This is a genomic window from Pseudomonas sp. GW823-FHT05G12 (assembly GCF_058795575.1).
Genome location: NZ_CM179501.1, coordinates 2,356,025 through 2,379,589 on the forward strand (window position 1 = coordinate 2,356,025; position 23,565 = coordinate 2,379,589).

Below are 23,565 nucleotides of genomic sequence, written 5' to 3' on the forward strand. Positions count from 1 at the left end.
TGTTCCTCAGGCAGGGTTGGCGCTGGTGGCGATCAGTTGCGGCTGCGGCGCACGCTCTTGGGCGATGATCCGCTCCAGCACTTTGCGTGACTGCACGCCGCCGGCGTCGATATTCAGCTTCAGCAAGTTGCGCTCGGGGTGGGCCAGCAGGTTCTGCTGCTGGCGTTCGAGCATTTCCAGGTCTTCGCTGAAAATCTTGCCCTGGCCCTCACGAATGTTGTCGGTCAGGGTCTGGTCGTGCGCAGCGAAGTTGCGCGCCATGCCCCAGAAGTACCAGATAGAGGTATCGCTTTCCGGGGTGATGAAGTCGACCACGATGCTCGACGCCTTGTGCTGTGCATCGGCGTGGTAGCCACCCTTGCCGGCATGCGCCACGCCCACTTCGATCAGTACATGGCTGGGTGGGGTGAAACGGCAGATCTGCCAGCGGTCCACCGGTACATCATCGGCCAGGCCGTTGCCACGCAAGGCCATGCGCCAGAAGGGCGGTGCCATGATGTTTTCCATGTGCCGGGCGGTAACCACTTCGTCGCCGGTGACGGTGGTGACCGGCGGTGCCTCGTCGATCTCCTTCTGGCCGATGCTGGAGGCGTGCACATAGGTTTCATGGGTGAGGTCCATGAGGTTGTCGATCATCAGGCGGTAGTCGCAACCGATGTGGAACAGCCCGCCGCCGTAGGCCCACTCATCACTCACCGCCCATTCCAGATGCGGAATCAGCGCCGGGTCGGCCTGCGCCTGGTCACCGGGCCAGACCCAGATGAAGCCATAGCGCTCGACGGCCGCAAAGGTCTTGTTGCAGGGGAAGCCACGCACCCGTTGGCCCGGCATCGACACGGTCTTGCCGTCGCAACCCATCACCAGGCCGTGGTAGCCGCACACCAGGTTGCCGTCCTCGACATAGCCCAACGACAACGGTGCGCCGCGGTGCGGGCAGAAGTCCTCGACGGCGGCTACTTGGTTCTCGCGGGCGCGGTAGAACACGATTTTTTCCCCGCAGATCTGCCGGCCCAGGGGTTTGGTGGCGATCTCATCGGGGGTGCAAGCGACGTACCAGGTGTTTTTGGGGTACATGGGAGGCTCTCCGGGTTTTGTTTTTATTTAATGGATCCATTAAGGCTGCGGTCGGCGTGGTGGGTCAATGCATTTTGCTTGGTAAGTGCGGATTCTGTGCGATTATCGGTTTTTAGTGGATCCATTGATGGTACGCCCTCTGCGATTCGAGGGGGCGGCCGCAGCGGCACGTCGTCTGAACAGGAAGGCACCGGCGAGATCGATCAATGTGGCCGGTGCGGGAGCAGGCCTGGCCGAACCTGCTATGCCTAAAGGGACACCCAACCCATCAAGGCCACTCGATGCTAGCCATCGAACAACTCTACAAATCATTCCCCACCCCCCAAGGCCCGCTCCCCATTTTGCAGGGGGTGGACATGCGCCTGGCGCGGGGCAGCAGCCTGGCGCTGATGGGCGAGTCGGGCAGCGGCAAGAGTACTTTGCTGCACCTGGTGGCTGGCCTGGACCGAGCGGACAGTGGCCGTATTCTGATCGACGACGTTCCGCTCGATGGCCGTTCGGAAGCGTCGCTGGCGCAGTGGCGGCGGGAGGGGATCGGCCTGGTGTTTCAGCAGTACAACCTGATCAGCAGCCTGGACGTGGGCCTGAACCTTACCTTCCAGGCCCGTCTCGCCGGGCGGCATGACCCGCATTGGGCGGCTTACCTGGCGCAGCGCCTGGGCCTGGCGGACCTGCTCGGGCGTTACCCGGAACAACTGTCTGGCGGCCAGCAGCAGCGCGTCGCGATCGGCCGTGCGCTTGCCGGGCGCCCGGCCTGGCTGTTGGCTGACGAACCGACCGGCAGCCTCGATGAAGCCAGCAGTGACGAGGTGCTGAGTTTGTTGCTGCAGTTGGTCGCCGAAGCCGGCAGCGGGGTACTGATGGTGACCCACAGCCCGCGGCTGGCGGCGCGTTTGCAGCACCGTTGCTACCTGCAGGCCGGCCGTGTGCGGCCCGAGCAGGGCTGATGAAGCTTTTGTCGCTGGCCCTGTTGGCGCTGCTCAGCCACTGGCGGCGCCATCGTGTGCAGTGCTTCAGCATCTTCATTGGCCTGTGGCTGGCCACGGCGTTGTGGACCGGCGTGCAGGCGTTGAACAGCCAGGCACGCAGCGACTATGCCCGGGCCAGCGCGGTATTGACCGGGCCGTTGCAGGCGCAACTGATCGCGCGCAATGGCGAGCGCTTCGATCAGGCGTTGTACGTGCAACTGCGCAGGCTGGGCTGGGCTGTTTCGCCGGTGCTGGAAGGGCGCTTGCGCTTGCCGGGCGAGCCCGCACGCAGTGTGCGACTGATCGGCATCGAGCCGTTGAGCCTGCCGCCTGCCAGCAGCGTTGCCGGAGTGCAGGTGCAGGCATTCGACCTGCAAGCGTTCGTCGGCTCGCCCGGGCAAGCCTGGGTTGGGCCAGACACCTTGCGTCAACTGAACACAAGCCCCGGGTCGCCGACCCGCGACAGTGAAGGGCAGTTGCTGCCGCCTATGGTTTTGCAGCCTGCGTTGGCACCCGGGGTCATCGTGGTGGACATCGGCCACGCGCAGACGTTGCTGAACGCACCGGGGCAGTTGTCTCGTCTGCTGCTGACCGATACGCCCGGGCCGTTGCCTGCAGATATCGCCCGCTACCTTGAACTGCAGCCGCGGCAGGACGATGGTGGCTTGCAGCGCCTGACCGACAGTTTCCACCTCAACCTGACCGCGCTCGGCCTGCTGGCGTTCGTCGTCGGCTTGTTCATTGCCCACGCCGCAATCGGTCTGGCGCTGGAGCAGCGCCGTGGGCTGATCCGCAACCTGCGCGCGTGCGGCGTCAGCCTGAAGACCCTGCTGGGTGCCCTGGTGCTGGAGCTGGGCCTGTTCGCGGCACTGGGCGGGCTGGCCGGGGTGGCCAGTGGTTACGGATTGGCCGCGTGGCTGCTGCCCGACGTGGCCGCCAGCCTGCGTGGCCTGTATGGCGCCCAGGTCGCCGGCACGTTGAGCCTGCCGGCGGGCTGGTGGCTGCTGGGTGTGCTGGTGAGTGTCCTCGGGGCATTGCTGGCCGGCCTGCAGAGTGTAATGCGCGCTGCCCGGTTGCCTTTGCTGGCGCTGGCGCAACCCCAGGCCTGGCGACTGGCGCAGGGGCCATGGTTGCAACGGCAGGCTTTGCTAGCGGGCCTGCTGCTGTTGCTGGCCTTGGGCTGTGGTGTCTTCGGGGCTGGCCTGCTTGGCGCGTTCGCCATGCTGGCAGGGTTGCTGCTGGCGGCGGCGCTGCTGTTGCCGGCCTTGCTCGATCGGGTACTGGCCTGGCTGGCGCGTCGTTGCCACCGGCCATTGGCGCAATGGTTCGTGGCTGACAGCCGCCAGCAGTTGCCAGCCCTTAGCCTGGCGTTGGTCGCCCTTTTGCTGGCGCTGGCTGCCAGTGTTGGCGTGGGCAGCATGACCGAGGGTTTTCGCAAGACGTTTGTCGGTTGGCTTGACCTGCGCCTCTCCGCCGACCTGTATGTCACCCCGCGGGACACGGCCCAAGGCTTGCAGATAGTCGAGTGGCTCAAGCAGCAGCCCGGGGCCAGCGTGGTCATGCCCGGCTGGCGCGCAGACATGCAGCTGCAAGGTTGGCCGGTGCAAGTGCAGGGCATTGTCGATCACCCCGCCTATCGAACGCGTTGGCCATTGCTGGAACAGCATTCGCGCGCCTGGCAGCAACTGGCCAGCGGACAAGGCGTGATGCTCAGTGAGCAGTTGGCCAGGCGATTGAACCTGCAACTGGGAGACAGCCTGAAGCTGCCCGCAGACACGCCAGCCATGCCCGTGGTGGGGATCTATGCCGATTACGGCAACCCCAAGGGGCATGTACTGGTCAATGCCGACTGGTTGCGCGCCCACTGGCCACAGGCAACCCTGGCCGGCTTGAGTGTCGACCTGAGCGCTGAAGGGGGGGCATCGCTCAAGGACGCGCTGCAACGGCACTTTGCCCTGGATGACAGCCGGGTGGTCGAGCAGGCGCGCCTGAAACGCTGGTCGACCGACGTCTTCAACCGCACCTTTGCCGCCACCGCAGCCCTCAACAGCCTTACCCTTGGCGTGGCCGGTGTGGCGTTGTTCATCAACCTGCTGACCCTGGGCCAGGCGCGGCTGGGCCAGTTGGCACCGCTGTGGGCGCTGGGGGTGCGGCGCATGCAACTGGTCTGGCTGAGCCTGGGGCAGACACTCATGCTCAGCAGCTTCACCGTGCTGCTGGCAATTCCGCTTGGGCTGTTGCTGGCCTGGTGCCTGGTCGCGGTGGTGAACGTGCAGGCCTTCGGCTGGCGGTTACCGCTCTATGTGTTCCCCATGCAACTGCTGCAGTTGACCGTGCTGGGCATGCTCACCAGCCTGTTGGCCTGCGCCTGGCCGCTGTGGCAGCTGGCGCGCCGCCAGCCGCGCGAACTGTTGAGGCCGTTGTCCGATGAAGCTTAATGCGTGGCTGTTGCTGAGTGGTTTGTTGTGCGGCTGTGATCAGCCTGCACCGCAGAGCTATGCCGGGCTCGGGCAGCAGGCTGGCGAGTTCAGCCAGGTGACCCGCGATCATCGTCTGGTCTTCCCGCATGACCACGGCCCCCACGACGGCTTTCGTATCGAGTGGTGGTATGTCACCGCCAACCTCGAGGACGCCCAGGGCCGTGACTGGGGCGCCCAGTGGACACTGTTCCGCTCGGCCCTGCGCCCCGGCCCGGAGACCACCGGCTGGAACAGCCCGAACCTGTGGATGGGGCATGCAGCACTGACCGGGCCGGGTGGCCATCAGGCTGCTGAAACCCTGGCGCGGGGGGGGATCGGCCAGGCCGGCGTGCAGGCCCAGCCGTTTCGCGCATGGATCAATAACTGGGTGTTGCAGGGTCAGGGTGGTATTGAACACCTGCAGATGGTCGCGAGTGGCGATGGTTTTCGCTATGACTTGCAGTTGCACAGCGATCTTCCTTTGGTGCTGCACGGGGAGCAGGGCTACAGCGAAAAATCAGGCAAGGGCCAGGCTTCGTACTATTACAGCCAGCCGTTCTATCAGGTCCAGGGGCAGGTCCAGCGTGGCAGCTTGTGCATCGCGGTTACCGGGCAGGCCTGGCTGGACCGGGAATGGAGCAGCCAGCCGTTGGCCCCCGGGCAGACCGGCTGGGACTGGTTTTCCCTGCACCTGGACAGTGGCGCCAAGCTGATGCTGTTCCAGGTGCGGGAGGCCCACGGGGAACCGTATCGCGCCGGAACCTGGGTAGGGCCACAAGGGGACGTGGTGGCACTGGACGCCGCACAGATCAAGCTGCAGGCGCTGGCCTGGTCTGCGCAGAAAAACGGCAAGCAGGTGCCGACGCGCTGGCGGGTGCAAGTGCCGGAGCATGGGGTGGATGTGCAGGTCGATGCCGTTGAGCCGCAGGCGTGGATGCAGACACGGTTCCCGTATTGGGAAGGGCCGGTACGCTTGAACGGGAGTGCGGGCGGGCGCGGGTATCTGGAGATGACCGGTTACTAGGCGCTGTGTGTAAAGTCTTGAGACGAAGAGCTGGTTAGCCGGCGAGTTAGCATGCAAGCCTCAGCCAGCCATACCCATATCACACGATGCGCTGAGCCCACTTTCCGGCATAGGCACTGTCGACAAACAGGGTATTCACTGACGGGTACCTGCTCATCAATGAAGCTCAGGAAGAATTGGCTGTTTTAATTGGGGGGGTATCATTTTCTGGACTTGCCTTTGGTGGGTTTAGATTAATTGATATTTGTACGGCGGTGGTCCGCGCGGTCTGTTGGTTAAATTCGTTGATATGGATCAATGCATTGCTGGTGCATTGAGTGCATCTGTTTGGCGCTACTCGATTGGGGGGGCAAGCAGAATCCTGGTCGAAGGTTTTCCTGTCGCTTGTAGGAAGTTTCCTAGTTTTGTGCGGGGGGTGGCGAAATGTGAAGAATTGGTGCATGTTTGATCTGGAAACATTTCAAGTGTTGCCTTGGGGGAGCGGTAGTTGCTGGCAATGAATTGAATTCCATTGCAGTTGCCAATGGGCCTGAAATGGATCGTTGTCAGTGATGTCACTTTCGTCGAGGCCGTTTCCAGTGGCTTCAGGAGGAGTTATGGCTTCAGGCAGTTTTCAAAGTGAGGTGCCGAGGGCGCGCGTCAATATTAAACTTGATCTTCATACGGGTGGGGCCCAGCGTAAGGTTGAGCTGCCGCTTAAGCTCATGCTGATGGGGGATTACAGTAACGGAAAAGAGCAGCGTCCGCTGTCCGAACGGAGCAAGGTTAATGTCAATAAAAATAATTTTGACAGTGTGCTCTTGGAGTTTTCACCGAGCCTCAAACTGGTCGTTGAAGATACGCTGGCCAGCGAAGGTGGAGAAACGCCTGTTGAACTGAGTTTTCAGCGGATGAAGGACTTCGAGCCCGAACAGGTCGCTCGACAGATACCCCAATTACGTGCGCTGCTGGCGATGCGCAACCTGCTGCGTGAGTTGAAAGCCAATCTCTTGGATAACGCCACGTTCCGTGCCGAGTTGGAACGCATACTGAAAGATGAAGCGCTGAGTAATGAACTGCGTAAGGAACTGGCTGCCCTTGCCCCTCAAGGCGGATGCTAGAAAACCATCATCTCTACAGACGGGAAGCTAACAAATGTCCGAAGAGCAATCCTCTGCGCAATCGCGTGGCGCCACTGTGCGGGTGGAGGACAGCCAGAATGTCTATCACACATTGTTTGAAAAAATAAATCTCGAACCCCTTGAGCAGATGGGCGGTATCGACGCCTACCAGAGTGTGGATGTTCTGTCTGAGGCAACACCCAATCAGCGTGTTACTGCGTCTGTAAGTGTTTTTCTTGAGCGGCTCAAGCAAGTCTCCCCGAAAGTGGAGCGTCTGGACAGGGCCCTGCTGGACGAACACATTGCCTCGATTGATGCCCAGATCAGCAGTCAGCTGGACGAAGTGATGCATCATCCTGACTTTCAGCGTGTAGAGTCGATCTGGCGTGGGGCGAAGTCGTTGATCGATCAGACGGACTTCCGCCAGAACGTCCGCATCGAGTTGTTGGATATCAGTAAAGAGCATCTGGCCCAGGACTTCGAAGATGCGCCCGAAATCGCTCAAAGCGGCATGTACCTGCATACGTATACTCAGGAATACGATACGCCGGGTGGTGAGCCTATTGCGGCGGCGGTCTCAAACTACGAGTTTGGCCGTGGGGCGCAAGACATTGCACTGTTGCGGAATATCTCGAAAGTTGCGGCCTCCGCTCATATGCCATTCTTGTGCTCGATGGGCCCTGCGTTCTTTGGCAAGCAAACAATGGAGGAGGTCGCCGCGATCAAGGATATCGGCAACTACATGGACCGTGCTGAGTACATCAAATGGCACGCTTTCGCTGAAAGCGATGATGCCCGCTATGTCGGCGCCACATTGCCCTGTACGTTGGGGCGACTGCCTTACGGGCCTGATACGAGTCCGGTTCGGCTGTTTAACTATGAAGAGCGAGTCAAGGGGCCGGATCACAGCAAGTACCTCTGGGTAAGCTCGACGTTCGCGTTTGCAGCCAATATGGTCAAAAGCTTTATAGCCAATGGTTGGTGCGTACAAATTCGAGGGCCGCAATCAGGGGGTGCTGTAACGAATCTGCCGATCCATCTCTATGACATGGGTACGGGCAGTCAGGTCAAGATTCCTTCGGAAGTGATGATTCCGGAAACCCGCGAGTTTGAGTTTGCCAATCTTGGGTTGATTCCGTTGTCGTACTACAAGAATCGCGATTATGCGTGCTTTTTCTCCGCGAACTCAGCGCATAAGCCGGCGATCTATGACACACCTGAGGCCACGGCCAACAGTCGTATCAACGCTCGGCTGCCTTATGTCTTCCTGCTTTCGCGCATCGCTCACTATCTGAAACTCATCCAGCGGGAGAACATCGGCACAACCAAGGATCGCCGCCTGTTGGAACTGGAATTGAATAGGTGGATCAGCGGCTTGGTTACCGAAATGACGGACCCCGGCGATGACTTGCAGGCGTCTCATCCGCTGAGGGAGGCAAAGGTGGTTGTCGAAGATATTGATGACAACCCAGGCTTCTTCAGAGTCAAGCTGTTTGCGGTGCCGCATTTCCAGGTTGAGGGTATGGACATCAACCTGTCGTTGGTTTCGCAGATGCCCAAAGCTAAATCCTGACGGCGAACCCGGGAGTTACTAATCGTGAAGATCGATCGGCCTATGTGGGCGTCCGGTGTGGTGTTGTCTGCGCAGCAGTTTCAGCAGCAGGCCCGCTTTGAATCGTGGACCAACCAGGCAGTTGCTTCCTTGGCATGGGTTCATCCGTGGGGTATTCGCGCAGTCGCATTTGATGCGGACGCACTGCAGCTAGGCAAACTCCTGGCCACTCGGCTGCAGGTGTGCATGCCCGATGGAACGCTGATTGACACGGATCGATTGGATCGGCTTCCCAGTGCCCTGGAACTGTCCCGGGCGCTGCCTGACGACAGTCAAGCGGCAACGGTGGTGCTCGCTTTGCCGCTGGAACAGGCCAATGGCAACAACTGTCTGTTCGAGGGTGCCCGAGTTGAGCGCCCGGTCAGATACCGCCAAGTGTGGCGGGATGTACAGGATCACTATACCGATGAGGTGCAGTCAATCAGCGTACTCGAACATGCACTGAGCTTGCGCCTGAATGAAGATGACAACGCAGACTACCTCACCTGCCCAGTGGCACGCCTTGTCCGGGATGGGCGGGGGCGTTGGGAAATTGATCAGGATTACATCCCCCCGTTGCTGAGGTTTGATGCGCACGCTGGATTGTTACTTCAGCTGGATAACTTGCTGACCCAGCTGTCCTCCAAACGTGAGCGGCTGATGGGGATGCGTCGCGAGAGCAACCAGCGCATGGCAGATTTTGCTGTCGCTGATGTGACATTGTTCTGGTTGCTCAACGCGTTGAATACCTATCAGCCGGTGCTGGCAGACCTTAAAGCACACCCTGCTCGGCATCCGGAGTTGGTGTACCAGCAGTTGGTGAAATGCGCGGGGGCGCTGTTGACGTTTTCGTTGGACCAGAGTGTCGAGGACATTCCTGCCTATCAGCATACGCACCTTGAGTCTGTTTTCCCGCCGTTGATGCGTACGCTCTCCACATTGCTGGAAGCGAGCCTGCCGTCACGTGTGCTGGCTTTGGTACTCGAAGCGCGCAGTGCCAACCGATGGCAGGTGGCCCTGAACGATCCTCGTTTGCTTGAGCCAGACGGGGCTGACTTTTACCTGTCGGTGCGCTGCCGGCTGCCAGCCGTGCAAGTGCAAAGCCAGTTCCCACGGCTGTGCAAGATCGGCTCGCCTGATGATGTGGACTATCTCGTCAATGCAGCACTCGATGGCGTGCCCTTGAAACCCCTCAGCCATGTGCCTGCGGCGATACCGCTGCGTTTGGAAAACCAGTACTTCGCACTGGATCTCGGGCATGAGAAAGGGCGTGCCATGTTGGAGGACGGCGTATGCGCGCTCTATGTGCCGAGCGTGTTCCAGGACGCCACACTTGAGCTGTTCGCGGTGCTGCGCTCATGAGTCTCGCTCAGCAGAAACCCGGCACAGCCAAGGTGGATATCGACGCCTTGTTACAGGATACCTACTTGCTGGTGGTCGAGTTGCGACATGGCACAGGTGTGCACAGTAGCCCGGAACTTTGGCCGCGTTGCGTGGCGGATGTCGAGCATGTTCGGGCCTCTCTTCAGGAGGAGGGCCTGGATCGCCATAGCATCGAGCTTATCAGCCATGCGCAATGTGCCTTGCTGGATGAGACAGTGCTCGCTTGCGCCGAAGGTAAGGCCCATGAGGACTGGGCAATGGAGACCTTGCAGGCCAAGTTTTTCAGCAGTCATCAGGCGGGGGAATCGCTTTATGAAGACATGCGCACCGTGCTTCGGGAGGCCTCTGCACACCCTTATGTCTTCACGGTCTTTCAGCGGGCGCTGATGCTCGGTTTTCGGGGGCGCTACCGCGAAGTGAATCATCCAGAGCGGCAGCAATTGTTCGCTGCAATCGATGCGCATGTACCGCCCCTTGACACAAGTCAGTCCCTGGTCACCCAGATAGGGCCTACTTCACACCTCCCGATGTGGGGTTGGCTGCAGTCTCCTCTGGTCCACGTGGTGGCCGCATCTGGCCTGCTGATAGGCCTCTGGTGGGGGCTTGACCATACGCTGGGTGAGGCAGTGGCCTCGCTCCTGCCGGTGCAGGGGTGAGCGAGATGCAGCTGAGACAGGAGCAGGGGCTCTGGCTATGGGTCGGAACGTTGTCCTTGCTGCTCATTGCCACGCTTCCGCTTGCTGTTGAGTGGCAGCTCACGATCGCCGTGGTCGTCACGGGCGGAGTGTGGGCAGCATGGCGCCGAAGCAGGCGGATTGCCGGCGGCGAGGGACATGAACTGCAGTGGAGCAAGGGCACTAGCCTACCTGCAGGATCCTACCGCCATCCGGTTGTCTTGGTGGTAGGCGATTGTCTGGCTGAGCTGTTTGGTCCGTTACCCGCTGAGCAATGGGCATTGCGGGTAACGGGGGAGGGTTGCTATGTCCGGGTGCCCGACGCGCAGAAGCTGCCCACGACGATTGCCAGCCTGTTGCTGCAAAGGCCCGAATGGAATGAACAGCTGAGTGTCATGTGGGTCGTGGATCCCTCCGTCCATACAGATGTTGCAGTGTTGGCGAATGAACTGCGCAATGTGCACCGTCAGATTGTGAGGTTGCGCGAACGTGGTAGCCCACTGTCGCTGCTGGTGGTGGGGTTTTTCCAGAGCACTTCGCAGACCTCGGCCTGGTTTACCTGGGCAAGCGCCAAATCGAGCGTGCAAGTGCATGAATCAGGTATGTGCATGAGCCTGGCCGAATGGCAGGGTTGGAGCGCGGATCCTGATCTCCGGGCTGCTCGACTGCGAGACACTGTGCAATTGAGCGCTGCTGCTGGCTGGTTGAAAGCTCTCTGTATGTCGGAAATGCGCGTGCGGACTTCTCGCCAGGAGATCGCGGCCACCGCCTTTGCCCTTGCATGGACACCCAATTCCAGCGAGCGCCCTGACAACAACCTATGGCACCGCTGGCTGCAGGAGCGGACTGGGCTGAGCTTTGACCAAGGTACGTCTGATGATGCCTATGCTTCATTGCCGTTCCCTGACGCTCTGCTCCATTTGCTGCCTCGCAGTGCTCAACGTAATAGGCAACACAGAGCGGTGCTGGTGGGGGGCTGGCTGTTTGTGTTGGCAACCTCCATCGCGTTGGTAAGCTCTGCATGGCAGAACACATTGCTGGTACGCCAGGTCACCGAAGACTTACGGCGCTATGCCACTGCTTCGGTGAGTGCTGAGCCTGACAAGGGTCTCCAACGGGAGGGCGCGCTGGCAGTGCTTCGTCAGGATGCCGAGCGCTTGGACCACTATTACCGCCAGGGTGAGCCGTGGTCGCTGGGCCTCGGCTTGTACCAGGGCGAAAAACTGCGCCCGTCATTGCTGGCGGCCATCAACGGCCACCGTATCCCGACGATGCCTCAGTCTTCGCCTGCCAGCCCTCAAATGGTTCGCTTGGACAGCCTCTCGCTTTTCAGCAGTGGCAGTGCGCAGCTGAAGGCGGATTCAACCAAGGTCCTGGTCACTGCATTGGCGGGCATCAAGGCCCAGCCAGGTTGGCTGATTGTGATCACGGGGCACACGGACGCTACCGGCAGCGACGAACAAAACCTGCGTTTGTCGCGAGCACGTGCGGCCGCGGTACACGACTGGATTCAACACATGGGCGACATCCCCAGCAACTGCTTCGCGGTGCAAGGCCTGGGAGCCAGCCAGCCAGTTGCAAGCAACGACACGGAACAAGGACGGTCGGCCAATCGCCGAGTTGAGATTCGCCTGGTGCCGGAGGCGGGGGCTTGCCTGTCCTCGACTGCGGCTTCTGGCCTGCAACCCCAGTCGCATTCCGCGACCTCCAACACTTGAAAGAGGATTTTCTAAATGGCTATTCCTGTTTACCTGTGGCTGAAAGACGATGGCGGTGCCGATATCAAAGGCTCGGTGGATGTTCAAGATCGAGGTGGGAGTATCGAGGTCGTCGCTCAGGATCATAACTTGTACATTCCGACTGATAACAACACTGGCAGATTGACCGGTACGCGCATCCATACCCCATTCCTTTTCACCAAAGAGATTGATGCGTCTTCCCCGTATCTCTATAAGGCCGTCACAACCGGTCAAACGCTCAAGTCGGCGGAGTTCAAGTGGTACAAGATTAATGATGCCGGCCAGGAAGTTGAGTATTTCAATACCAAGCTGGAGAACGTGAAGGTCGTTCAGGTTGCACCAAAAATGCACGACATCAAAGATCCTGAGAAAGAAAAGCACAACCATTTGGAATCGGTCGAATTGCGTTACGAAAAAATCACCTGGACATTCAAGGATGGAAACATCATCCATTCGGATTCCTGGAATGAACGTACTACCGCCTGATGGAACTTGGCCGTCGGTCTGTAATTGCTGACGGTCCCCAGTGTATTGGGTTGAGCGTCCGCGTGCGGGCGCTCAGCCAAGTACACCACGGTTTCAGATACGTCCACTGATGACGTTACGTTGACCATTGACGACAAGGATGCCCTGTATGGCACATGATCCTACCCGCTTGCTCCGCCGTCTCAACGCTTATTGCACCCAGGCACTGACGGCGGCAGCGTCGTTGTGTCAGGCACGTGGGCACAGTCATATCAGCATTGAACACTGGTTGTTGAAGTTGTTTGAGCAAGGAGAAGGTGATCTTGTGGTCATCGCCCGCCGTTATGGGTTGGATGTGGATGCCCTGTGGCAAGGACTGCTTGAGTACTTCAATACCTTGCCGCGCAGCGTGCTCAGCAAGCCCCAACTAAGTCTCGAAGTGCAGCAACTGATCAGCAGCGCCTGGCTACTGGCATCGATGGATCGCGACTGTGAGCAATTGCGCTCCGTGCATGTGTTGGCGGCCCTGATTGAGACACCGGACTTACTCAAGTGCTCAGCCGCTTGGCCTCTATTGGGTATAGGTTCAACACAACTGCAACAGGTGGTAGCCCTGCTTGAATCGGATTCGGAAGAAAGGCAGTTGGTGCAGACTGTGTCGTTCAACCCCGCGACGGGACGGACGGCCAAGCCTACAAGCGCTGCGGATAGCGATGTGGCGCAGCCAGCGATCCTCGATCAGTTCAGCCATGATGTAACCGCCAAGGCCGCAGCGGGGCAGATCGATCCAGTCTTCGAACGTGACGATGAAATTCGTCAGGTGATTGACGTACTGAGCCGTCGCCGCAAGAACAACCCCATCCTGGTAGGAGATCCCGGTGTCGGGAAAACCGCCCTGGTCGAAGGACTTGCTTTGCGCATTGCCAGCGGCGAAGTCCCGGATAGCCTGAAACCGGTGAGTATCCGTACGCTGGACTTGGGGCTGCTTCAGGCTGGAGCCGGGGTCAAAGGTGAGTTCGAGCAGCGGCTCAAGAACGTGATCGATGCCGTCCAGCAATCGGAAACACCCATCCTGTTATTTATCGATGAAGCGCACACCCTGATCGGTGCTGGCAACCAGCCGGGGGGCGCTGATGCCGCAAACCTGCTGAAACCTGCCTTGGCGCGTGGCGAGTTGCGAACCATCGCTGCCACGACCTGGAGCGAATATAAGCAGTACTTCGAGCGCGATGCTGCGCTGGAGCGGCGCTTTCAGATGATCAAGGTGGATGAGCCGGATGATGCCAATGCTTGCTTGATGCTGCGCGGGCTCAAAGCGCGTTACGCCACCTATCACGGCGTGCACGTTCAAGACGCTGCAGTGCAGGCGGCGGTTAGTTTGTCCCGGCGTTTTCTGACGGGGCGCCGCCTGCCGGACAAAGCGGTTGACCTGATAGACACCGCGTGCGCACGCGTTCGTATGAGCCTCGATTGCGAGCCGCAGGCGCTGGTCCAGCTGAAGTCGCAAAAGACGGCCCTGACTGCAGAGCGAACTGCGTTGGAAGAGGATGCACAGCTTACTGGCAGGCTGATGGAGCCTCGTTTGGCGAAGATCAACGCCCAGCTGGTTCATCTCGAGAGCCAGCAGGCTGCGCTGGAGCTGCAGTATCAACAAGAGCTTGAGCTTACCCGTCAGTTGCTCAATGTTCGTCAGGCCGAGCAGGTCGATACAGCGGCCTGCGCGAAGCTGCAACAGGAACTGAGCTACGTACAGGGGAGTCGGCCGCTCCTATCGCTGGACGTGTGTGCCCGCAGTGTGGCTGAAGTGATCGCCGACTGGACGGGGGTGCCCCTTGGTAGCTTGCTCAAGGACGAACATGCCAGCTTGTTGAACCTGGAAGATCAGTTGGCCGAACGCATTGTTGGGCAGGACTCGGCCCTGCTTGCACTCGCTCAACGGCTACGTGCCGCGCGAACAGGGTTGACGAACGACAACGCGCCGATGGGCGTTTTCCTGCTGGTCGGCACCAGTGGCATCGGCAAGACGGAAACAGCACATGCCCTGGCCAGTAGCCTGTTCGGCGGTGAGAAGTCGCTCATCACGCTCAACATGTCCGAGTACCAAGAGGCGCACACCGTCAGCCAGCTGAAAGGGTCACCGCCTGGTTATGTTGGCTACGGCCAGGGTGGTGTGCTTACCGAGGCCGTTCGCCAGCGCCCCTACAGCGTCGTGTTGCTGGACGAGGTCGAGAAAGCCCACCGAGATGTACTCAACCTGTTCTACCAGGTTTTCGATCGTGGCTTCATGCGCGATGGTGAAGGCCGAGAGATCGATTTCCGCAACACGGTCATCCTGATGACCTCCAACCTCGGCAGTGATCTGCTTCAAGGTTGTGTGGAGCGACAGCCAGATATCGAGGACGCCGCGTTGCACGAACTGTTGCGGCCCGTGCTGCGCGCGCACTTCCAGCCTGCACTGCTGGCACGTTTCCAGACATTGATTTTCCGCCCGCTGGACTCCGGTGCGCTCAGGCGCATTGTCGCGATCAAGCTCGACCAGGTTGCCAGGCGTTTGCAGCGCCATTACGGGTTGCAGTGCGAAGTGGACGACTCACTTTACGAAGCCTTGGTCGTCGCCTGCCTGCTACCCTATACCGGCGCCCGCAACATCGACAGCCTGCTGAACCAGCAGATTTTGCCGGTACTTAGCCAACAGCTACTGCAGCGCCAAGCCCATGGCCAGCCAGCTCAAACGGTAACGCTTGGGTTCTGCGAAGACACCGGCATCAGTTTGAGCTTTTCGGATGAACACGACGCGGCGTTGTTGGCTGCCGAGAGGGCTTGATCATGGCTAAGCCTTTACTAGGTCCCACCCACAACCATTACACGCTTGAAATCGATGAACTGGATGACGTCGAACTCGATGTACTGTCGTTCAAAGGTGAGGAATGGCTCAGTCAACCGTTCATGTACACGGTGGCGTTTACCTCTTCCACGCAGGATATTGATGTCGCCAAAGTCCTCGGGAAGGACGCCAGTTTTCAGATGGGGTCGTCAGAGCAGACACCGGCCAATGCGATCTCTGGGGCGGCGTCACGCACGTTGCATGGCGTGATTACGGGTTTCAAGCGCCTCTCCAGCTCCAAAGATGAAGCCCGTTATGAGGTGACCCTGCAGGCTCGCTTGGCGCTGCTCAGCCGTGGCAAACAGTACCGGATTTACCAACATCAGTCGGTTCCGGAGATCGTCGAAAGCATCTTGCGCAGCCGCCACCAGTTTGAGGGGCAGCACTTTCTGTTCGACCTGCTACGCGAATACCCCAAGCGTGAACAGGTCATGCAGTACGGTGAAAGTGACCTTGCCTTCATCAGTCGCCTGTTGGCAGAGGTGGGCATTTGGTACCGCTTCACGCACAACGACAAGCTGTTTATCGACGTTGTCGAGTTTCACGATCACCAGCAACATTATCAGTTCGACGTCAGTCTGCCGCTCCGCCCCCTGTCTGGCCTGACCAGCAACGGCCAGGATGGCGTCTGGGCGCTGCAGGTCAGCCATGAGGTGGTGGAGCAGCACATCAACGTTCGCGCCTATCACCACCGCGATGCTACGGCTTTCCTGGAGGGAGACGTGGATCATAGCCGGGGTGCGACGACTACGTACGGGGAGGGCTACCACTACGGCGAACCCTATACCGCGCTGGGTGACGCAATTGCCCAGGATGAGGAATTGGAGAGTGAAAGTGGCTACTTCTACGCGCGCCTGAACCATGAACGCTTCCTCAACGGCCAAACCCGCTGCAGCGGCATCAGCAGCAGCGTGACACTCGCCCCAGGGCAAGTGGTTACAGTAACTGAAGGGGCACCGCAGGTCTTTGAGCCTGGGGTCGTCATGACGCATCTGACCGTCGAGGCTGCACGGGACCGTAGTCTGGAAGTCACCTTCGAGGCGATTCCCTACTCAGAGTCGATATGCTTTCGACCTCCATTGCCGAACAAGCCGCAGATCGCCGGGACGGTACCAGCGCGGGTCACCAGTACCCAGCAGAACGATCCTTATGGCCACATCGACCTGGAAGGTCGGTACCGTGTGAACTTCCTGTTCGATCGGGACAGTTGGAAAGCGGGCGAGGAGAGTGTCTGGCTACGGCTGGCGCGACCTTACGCGGGCGACACCCATGGCCTGCACCTGCCGCTGATCTGCGGCACCGAAGTGGCGGTGGCGTTCGAGCAAGGCGACCCGGACCGGCCCTACATCGCGCATGCCCTGCACGATAGCCAGCACCCCGACCATGTCACGCTGCGCAACTACAAACGCAACGTGTTGCGCACACCCGCGAACAACAAGTTGCGCATGGACGATACGCGGGGGCAGGAGCACGTCAAGCTCAGTACTGAACACAGTGGTAAGAGCCAGCTCAATTTGGGGCATTTCGTGGATGCTAACAATCAAAAACGTGGTGAGGGTTTTGAGTTGCGCACCGACGGTTGGGGGGCGATCCGTGGTGGCAAGGGATTGTTCATCAGCGCTGATGTGCAAGCAGATGCTGCTGGCGAAGCCCTCAACATGGAACGCGCCACCGCTCAGTTAGAAAGTGCGGAGCGACAATTGACCCAGTGGCACAAAATTGCACAGAACCATCGTAGCCACCAGCCTGATGTCGAGGGTTTGAGGCGGTTCGAGGCTCAGGCAGAAAACCTCAAAGGTTCCGCAATCTTGATTAGCGCACCTGATGGTGTTGGGACCGTGACGCCGGCAAGTCTGCTCCTGAAAAGTGGTGAAGCTCTCTATGCTCAAACTGATGAAGAGCTCAACTTGGCTGCAGGCACACGGCTCTTTGCCCACTCCGGCCAAGGAATTTCTCTCTTGGCGCAGCTGCAGGGCATGCGTCTGGTCTCTGGCAAAGGTCCGCTGGAAATCGAGTCGCATGGCGACTTGCTTAATCTGATTGCTCAGCAAGACAACACCCTCCAGTCTGTGGAGGGCCATATCCAATTGACGGCCAAAAAGGGCATTACGCTTGGCTGTGGTGGTGGTTACATCCGTATTACTGAGCAAGGCGAAATTCAGATTCATAGCCCGGGGCTGATCAGTCTCAAGGGCAAGCACAGATTCAATCCCCCTGCTGGTGAATCCTTCGAGCTGCCTGAGTTGCCGGGAACAGTGTGCAAGGAATGCTTGAAGAGGGCGCAGGCCGCTGCACAGGGCTTCGTACTCAGGGAGGCCCAAGTATGAGCACACAAGCGTGCACCACGTGGTTCAACCTTCTGCTGTGCGCGTGCGAGCAGGCACAGACCACCTATCTGCATGTGATCATCGACCAGGCTGGTTGCGAGTCACCGATGCGCCCCAGTGTGCTTAGCGTGGACCCGCTGCTGGATTGTTACTCCCTGTTCACTGGGCTGCCTGAGGAAGGTGCCGAGGATCTGGCCCCCCTGCTGGTGCGGGTTGATTTGAGAAAGCCATTGCAGAAGCAATGGTTTCTCGGTTTGCTGAACGCCACCCAAGGTCTGCCAGTGTTATTGATCTTGGCGTCTGATTGGCCCTTTCCAATACTCGCAGAGCACCTTGGTCGCTGCATTGAGGCACTCAACGGAGGGTGCCTGGGGTTACTGCGTTACTACGATCCGCGGCTGTTTCCCTTGCTGTTCAGTCACGTACTGACGCCCGAGCAGCAGCAAGCATTGTTACAGCCCGCTCTGTTCTGGAGTTGGCTTGACCGCGATGGCACGCCCCAGCACCTGTTTGGAACAGCGCAAAGTCCAGTCATCGACGACTCGCTCACGCCACTTGAACTTAGTGACAGTCAGATCGACGTGCTCTGTTGTGCCAGTGATGCTACCGCAGCAATGGCTAGTCTCGCTGCGGAACTTCCCTGCGAATGGGGAGCGGAACAGCGTTTCTGCGGTTGCTATAGCGGGATGTTGGCCGCCAGTTCGGCGGGTCTGCTGACAAGCAGTCAGCGCGAGGCACTTACCCTGGAGCAGGTGCGCAAGAGCTGGGTAAGCGAACCTGCAATTGGGGAAAAACATTGAAGGCAAGGCGTCCGCTGATGGGCTGAAGGGTAGTGGTTCTAGTCAGTCTCCCGCTCGCCCAAGCGGATGTTCCCGCACGTTCTATCGAGGCCCATTGCATGGCCAGGAGCCTAAGTCATGTCCAAAAAAAGCAAAACCTCCGTTTGGCTGCCGCCCCAGTTCCCGGTGCAAGGTCGCCTGCCCCAGCGTGTCGAGCAGGTGCAGCGCAACCTGTGGCTACGGCATAAGCCGGAGCGTGACCACCAGGATAGTCTGTGTCTAGTTGCCGGCTACCGATTGCCGCCGCCGTGCAGCAGGACCTTGCATATCAGCCTGTTCTTCGACGGAACCGGTAACAACCTGAACAACGACTTGTTCGAATCCGCCGTGCCGCACCCGACCAACATTGCCCGCTTGTTCCGCGCCACGATCGGCGCGGGCCATGTCGGCGGCACGGCCCACCGCAGCGGTCGAGCGAACGGCCTGACCGACGCGGCGGGCACTGCCAACGGTGATTACTACAAGTACTACATGCCTGGAGTGGGCACGCCGTTTCCGGAGGTAGGCGACCTGGACTACACCACCGAAGGCCTCGCGTTCGCTCTACGTGGCGAAGAGCGGATCAACTGGGGCCTGCTGATGATCATCGATGCGCTGCGTCGGGCGCTCGGGCTGCCGCGTTTGGACAACGCGGCGCTCAAGACCACCGTTAAAGCTATGGGGACGTTGCCCGGCACCGAGTGGATCAAAGGCCGGTTGAATCGACGCGGGAAGTTTCAAGAACAACTAAGTGCAATAGAGCGGACCTTGGAGATCGCTCTAGAGGGTACTTCGGCGGCTCAGCCCAAGCTGTTGGGAGTGCGGTTGTACGTTTATGGATTTTCGCGGGGCGCGGCCTCGGCGCGGGCGTTCGTTAACTGGCTGAATGAGTTGTTGGCGCCAGCTGAATCGACTCCGGGGCTCATCGTGGGGAAGCGGAAGCTGCCAGTCAGTGTGGAATACTTGGGGCTGTTGGACACGGTGGTGTCGGTGGGGCTGGCCGATATCGCGCCGGGGCCTACTGGGCATATGGGCTGGGGCGATAGTAGTCAGGCGTTGCCTTCGGGGGCTCTGCTCAAACGTTGCCTGCATATCGTCGCCAGCCATGAGCAACGGTTGAGCTTTCCGTTGGATTCTATCCGCCGGGAGGATGGCAGCTACCCGGCAAACAGCGTGGAGGTGATCTATCCCGGAGTGCATTCGGATCAGGGTGGAGGGTATCCGCCGGGGGATCAGGGGAAGGCTATTAGCTCGGATAGTCGGGTTGGGGATGGTTTGCTGCTTTCTCAAATCGCATTAAACGATCTCTATAGCCATGCGTTTGCTTACGGAGCTCCTTTTAAAGTTCCGAAAACGGTATTGCCTATGGAGTTGAGGGACTATTGGAGAGTTCTGGATCTGCAAAGTGAAAGAGAGTTCGCCATTGCCCCAGAGCTAATTCGTCGGTTCAACGCATGGAGGCAAGTAACCATTGAATTATGTTCTGCATCCGATCAACCGGAGCGAGGTCTAATCGAGCAGTATCAACCCCTTCCCGCCACCGTCTCCCTAGAAGACGCTCTGCGTAACCAGATGGAGTGGCTGACCGCTTGGCGTATCGATCGCTATGCCTTCCGCAGCTTGGAGGCCACGGACTTTTTCCGTGCCGCCACAGATGCACACAACACTGATGAAGCCCGACGAAATGCCGAAGTCGAGCGGAACCAAAAGCAGGCCGAGGTTATCAAGCGACGAGAGCTCCAACAGCGTCGCGGCGCCCCCAAAATGCCGCTGGAACCGGGCATCAAGGACTTCGACCCCGATAAGTCGAAGACTCAACTGCGCGAGGCCGCCGAAGAGTTCGGCAGGATTTACCGCGACCTCGACAGCGACCCCTACCTGACTTTTTTCCGACGTGCACGCTGGGTGAACATCCCCGCGCTGATTACCTACCTGAAGAGCGCCGACACGATCGCTGAACGCAAGCGTATGAAGGCTGGTGGGCGTGCCAAGGTCAGCCAGCTGTTTCCCCCTCCGCTAGGCCAACAAAACCATACCCGCGAAGACCACCGGGGCGAAGTGGACGAACTGCGCAACAGCGCGCAGCCCGAGGGCCTGCTACGCGCTCTGTTCGACGACCAAGTGCATGACTCACGCGCCTGGTTTCTCCATGCCGTGTTCAATGCTACCTACAAGGGCATACCGGTTGCGGTCGGACGGGAACCGTGGGGCAGCTACTTCAGTGAACGCATGGTGTTCTTCGGTGAGGCCAACCGTCGAGACTTGGTCCTGATACCCGCGCCAGGCATTCAGGCCGATAACAACGCGGCCCTTGCGCTGGGGAATGATGACTTTAGCGAGCCGCTAGGGCAGGACACCCAACGCCTGGCCAAGGCACAGAAAGAAATTGACGAGCAGTGGAGGTCGCACTACGTCAATGTGACGGGGGGGAAGGGCATCAATGGCTGATACGACTTGTCGGATTTTGCTCTGCATGCTCGCTGTCACGAGTGCGGTCACGAATGGGCTTATGCCTGTTGCATCCGCTAGCACCATCGAAGCCATCAACCATACCCACTGGGCGATCAATCGTTTCAGTGTGGATGGGCGATCCGGGATCGACATTATTGGTGCGCATCAGGGTGGCGGTGGTGGATGTTGCTACACCGTACCTGAGCAATGGAAGCCTGGGTCTACCGTGAGGGTTGATTGGGAAACTGGCGCTAGCGGCATGAGCGCTTTAGCTGACGAATATCCAGGGTTCGCTGATTGGTCTAAATATTTGGATTGGGTTAGCAAAGTCGAGGCTGAAAAACGCCAACACAGCAAACTCGTTCCCATCCCCGACTACACCAATCAGAAAGTCTGCGGCATCACAGTGCATTTTCTGCCTTGCGATGAGATTCAGGTCACTACCTCCTGTTACGCCTACGGCAGCCCCGAGTATCCGATCAAAACCCCGCTGCAATTGCCAGAGCCGCAGTCATGCCCTGCCAAAAGCAGTGACCGGCAGGAGGAGCAGTAATGCACGCGTTCATTAGAAAGGGTGACAGCTTACGGGAGGCAGGCGGCGAGGTGCTCGAAGGGCACAGAGGCGTGCAGCCAGTCAAAGCAAAACGTGCAGGCAAGCTCATGCGGCGCCGTGTATTGGACCTTGCCCTCGGCACTGTGGCGATGTTCGTGAGCGTTACGGTAGCCAGTGCGAGCAGCATTTATGGGGTCAACCACACCCATTGGGCAATCAACCGGTTCAGCGTCGATGGCCGTTCAGCCGTTGACATTATTGGGCCGTATCAAGGCGGCGGTGGAGGGTGCTGCTACACCGTTCCGCCGCAGTGGCGGCCAGGGATGACGGTACGGGTCGATTGGGAAACCGGAGTAGGAGGCACAAAAGGATTTCCTGGATTTGCGGATGAGGCGAAGTATGACGCTTGGTTAGAACAAATCGAGGCACAAAAGCGCAGTCACCAGAAATTTGTCCCTGTACCTGACTACTCCGGCCAGAAAGTCTGTGGCATCACTGTGCATTTCCTTCCCTGTGATGAGCTTCAGGTCACCACTTCCTGTTACGGCTACGGTAGCCCCGAGTACCCGATTAAAACCGCGCTGGAACTGCCGGAGCCGCAGTCATGTCCTGCCAAAAGCACTGACCAGAAGGAGCAATAGTGATGAACGCCTTCATTAGAAAGGGTGACAGCTTGCGGGAGGCGGGCGGCGAGGTCCTCGAAGGGCACTATCTGTGCGACGGCCAGCCGATTGCCTGCCAGGGAGACGCTGTGCGCTGCAACCTGCATGGGCTGACGGTGATTGCCGAAGGCAGTGACCTCGTCGAAATCGACGGTTGCCCGGTGGCACTGCACGCTGACCGCTGTGCTTGCGGCTGTAGCCTAGTCAGTTCCATGCCCGATGTACTGGCTGCTTCATGAAGAGGACTACGGAGTTTGCACCCTATCCACTGGTGCCTGAGCCTCGCTATTGGCGCTGGTTTGCAGGGGCAGTAGGGTTGTTGGCATTGCTCGGCATCGGAAGGGCCCTGCCGCCCTCCCTAGTTGCACCGCACCTTTTCGCCTTCACGGTGGGAGGCATGTTGCTCGCAGGCATACTGGCATTCTTGTTTCATGTGCTTTATTTCCGATTCAACCGCCACAACGCCCAGTGCTATGGCGAAGCGGTGGAGCGGGAACAGCGGGCCTGGTGGGCACAGCATCGCCAGAAAGCTGCGCTGGTCGAGTCGGTTCTGCTGAGTGCTTCGTGCAGTAGCCCGGAGGATCTGGACGGCTTGCTAGACCCTTCGAAGCAGCCACCCGTGGCACGGGAGACGGGTGAAGGCTTCGCGCTTCGTTTGCTCCAGGTGTTTGGACGCGACGCGAAGCAGCGGGAGCAAGAACTGGCAACGCTGCTCGCACTGAAGTGGGGAGTACAGCGTGGCACCGATCAGCGCTTGACCCCATCAAGCTGTTACTGGCATGGCTCGCAGGCAGCCTGGCGTGCATTCGTCGAGCAGATGGCGCAGTGCTGTCCTGATGTGCACCTGCCTGAATATCCTCAGACATGGGATGGGATTCTTAGCCTTGACGCGATCATCGATCAGTTGCAAAGGGTTCCTGATGGTGCGCGTGTGCTCTGTGCCGGTTGTCAGAGTTCCTCACCTGATCGTGCAAGTTCTTTGCCGGCAGGCGAGGCCGCAGTGCTATGGCTACTTGGCGCTGAAGGAGACGTGGCCTTTTCTTGTGGCGAGTGGTTCTCGCAGGCAGACGATGACCTGGCGACCGTTGCCCAACGGGCCGTTAAGCAAAGCCTGCTGGAGGCTCCGGCGCAGATCTGCTTGTCGTTCTCTCAGCCTGACGTACCTGGGCTGGCCACAATCGGCTGGAATGCTAAGACCAACGTTCAGGACGCCAATTTTGGCGCGTTGAACCAACTTGAAGCAATGGTCGTGCAGACCCTCGCCGCTTGGTACGTCAAGCAGCATGGCGTGCCCTGCGCATGGCTGGCTTCAGACCCTCATTTCATCTTGACCCTTGGAATTGTGCGGCCCCATGAATCAGGTAGCTGAATCACAACAAGTATCTGCTTGGCG

General features: G+C 59.3%; 18 protein-coding genes. 17 read left to right on the forward strand and 1 reads right to left on the reverse strand.

Going from position 1 to position 23,565, the window contains the following annotated elements:
• Positions 1 to 6 precede the first annotated feature (6 nt).
• Entirely contained in the window at positions 7 to 1,074 is a 1,068-nt protein-coding gene (locus AC3RCM_RS10780) for a Rieske 2Fe-2S domain-containing protein (protein WP_492629593.1), read from the reverse strand.
• Between the two features lie 281 nt (positions 1,075 to 1,355).
• Here AC3RCM_RS10780 and AC3RCM_RS10785 point away from each other — a divergent pair, with 281 nt between their 5' ends.
• From AC3RCM_RS10785 to AC3RCM_RS10865, 17 genes are all read left to right on the forward strand, one after another.
• Positions 1,356 to 2,021 carry an ABC transporter ATP-binding protein gene (locus AC3RCM_RS10785; RefSeq protein WP_010954570.1) on the forward strand — a complete coding sequence of 222 codons (666 nt, stop codon included), beginning with the start codon at positions 1,356 to 1,358 and terminating at the stop codon, positions 2,019 to 2,021.
• Positions 2,021 to 4,480 (forward strand): ABC transporter permease, encoded by a 2,460-nt coding sequence (locus AC3RCM_RS10790; protein WP_492629594.1) that lies wholly within the window; start codon positions 2,021 to 2,023, stop codon positions 4,478 to 4,480. The genes AC3RCM_RS10785 and AC3RCM_RS10790 overlap by 1 nt, the downstream gene beginning before the upstream one ends.
• Complete coding sequence (locus AC3RCM_RS10795; protein WP_492629595.1) at positions 4,470 to 5,525, forward strand: lipocalin-like domain-containing protein; 1,056 nt, start codon at positions 4,470 to 4,472, stop codon at positions 5,523 to 5,525. The genes AC3RCM_RS10790 and AC3RCM_RS10795 overlap by 11 nt, the downstream gene beginning before the upstream one ends.
• Positions 5,526 to 6,121: 596 nt before the next feature.
• On the forward strand, positions 6,122 to 6,625 hold the full coding sequence (gene tssB / locus AC3RCM_RS10800) for a type VI secretion system contractile sheath small subunit (RefSeq protein ID WP_004576422.1): 504 nt from the start codon (positions 6,122 to 6,124) through the stop codon (positions 6,623 to 6,625).
• Positions 6,626 to 6,659: 34 nt separating this feature from the next.
• Positions 6,660 to 8,198 carry a type VI secretion system contractile sheath large subunit gene (gene tssC, locus AC3RCM_RS10805; RefSeq protein ID WP_004576423.1) on the forward strand — a complete coding sequence of 513 codons (1,539 nt, stop codon included), beginning with the start codon at positions 6,660 to 6,662 and terminating at the stop codon, positions 8,196 to 8,198.
• Between the two features lie 24 nt (positions 8,199 to 8,222).
• Positions 8,223 to 9,578, forward strand: coding sequence for a type VI secretion system baseplate subunit TssK (gene tssK, locus AC3RCM_RS10810; RefSeq protein WP_265959414.1), 1,356 nt, complete (start codon positions 8,223 to 8,225; stop codon positions 9,576 to 9,578).
• Entirely contained in the window at positions 9,575 to 10,255 is a 681-nt protein-coding gene (tssL, locus tag AC3RCM_RS10815; protein ID WP_104887816.1) for a type VI secretion system protein TssL, short form, read from the forward strand. The genes tssK and tssL overlap by 4 nt, the downstream gene beginning before the upstream one ends.
• Positions 10,256 to 10,260: 5 nt before the next feature.
• Positions 10,261 to 11,991 (forward strand): OmpA family protein, encoded by a 1,731-nt coding sequence (locus AC3RCM_RS10820; RefSeq protein ID WP_492629684.1) that lies wholly within the window; start codon positions 10,261 to 10,263, stop codon positions 11,989 to 11,991.
• Positions 11,992 to 12,006: 15 nt separating this feature from the next.
• A complete protein-coding gene (locus AC3RCM_RS10825) occupies positions 12,007 to 12,498 on the forward strand; it encodes an Hcp family type VI secretion system effector (protein WP_104887814.1) in 492 nt (163 codons plus the stop codon).
• A gap of 148 nt (positions 12,499 to 12,646) precedes the next feature.
• Entirely contained in the window at positions 12,647 to 15,301 is a 2,655-nt protein-coding gene (gene tssH / locus AC3RCM_RS10830) for a type VI secretion system ATPase TssH (RefSeq protein ID WP_492629685.1), read from the forward strand.
• Between the two features lie 2 nt (positions 15,302 to 15,303).
• Positions 15,304 to 17,688, forward strand: a complete 2,385-nt coding sequence (locus AC3RCM_RS10835; RefSeq protein ID WP_457250625.1) for a type VI secretion system Vgr family protein — start codon at positions 15,304 to 15,306, stop codon at positions 17,686 to 17,688.
• A complete protein-coding gene (gene tla1 / locus AC3RCM_RS10840; protein ID WP_409322152.1) occupies positions 17,685 to 18,488 on the forward strand; it encodes a toxin Tle1 chaperone Tla1 in 804 nt (267 codons plus the stop codon). The genes AC3RCM_RS10835 and tla1 overlap by 4 nt, the downstream gene beginning before the upstream one ends.
• Before the next feature lie 117 nt (positions 18,489 to 18,605).
• A complete protein-coding gene (locus tag AC3RCM_RS10845) occupies positions 18,606 to 20,954 on the forward strand; it encodes a T6SS phospholipase effector Tle1-like catalytic domain-containing protein (RefSeq protein WP_492629596.1) in 2,349 nt (782 codons plus the stop codon).
• A gap of 61 nt (positions 20,955 to 21,015) precedes the next feature.
• Positions 21,016 to 21,510 carry a Tli1a family immunity protein gene (tli1a, locus tag AC3RCM_RS10850; protein ID WP_104887890.1) on the forward strand — a complete coding sequence of 165 codons (495 nt, stop codon included), beginning with the start codon at positions 21,016 to 21,018 and terminating at the stop codon, positions 21,508 to 21,510.
• 149 nt (positions 21,511 to 21,659) lie between these two features.
• Positions 21,660 to 22,151 (forward strand): Tli1a family immunity protein, encoded by a 492-nt coding sequence (gene tli1a, locus AC3RCM_RS10855; protein ID WP_409322159.1) that lies wholly within the window; start codon positions 21,660 to 21,662, stop codon positions 22,149 to 22,151.
• Between the two features lie 2 nt (positions 22,152 to 22,153).
• A complete protein-coding gene (locus AC3RCM_RS10860; RefSeq protein WP_104887809.1) occupies positions 22,154 to 22,411 on the forward strand; it encodes a PAAR domain-containing protein in 258 nt (85 codons plus the stop codon).
• 158 nt (positions 22,412 to 22,569) lie between these two features.
• Positions 22,570 to 23,541 carry a hypothetical protein gene (locus AC3RCM_RS10865; RefSeq protein WP_492629597.1) on the forward strand — a complete coding sequence of 324 codons (972 nt, stop codon included), beginning with the start codon at positions 22,570 to 22,572 and terminating at the stop codon, positions 23,539 to 23,541.
• Positions 23,542 to 23,565: the final 24 nt, after the last annotated feature.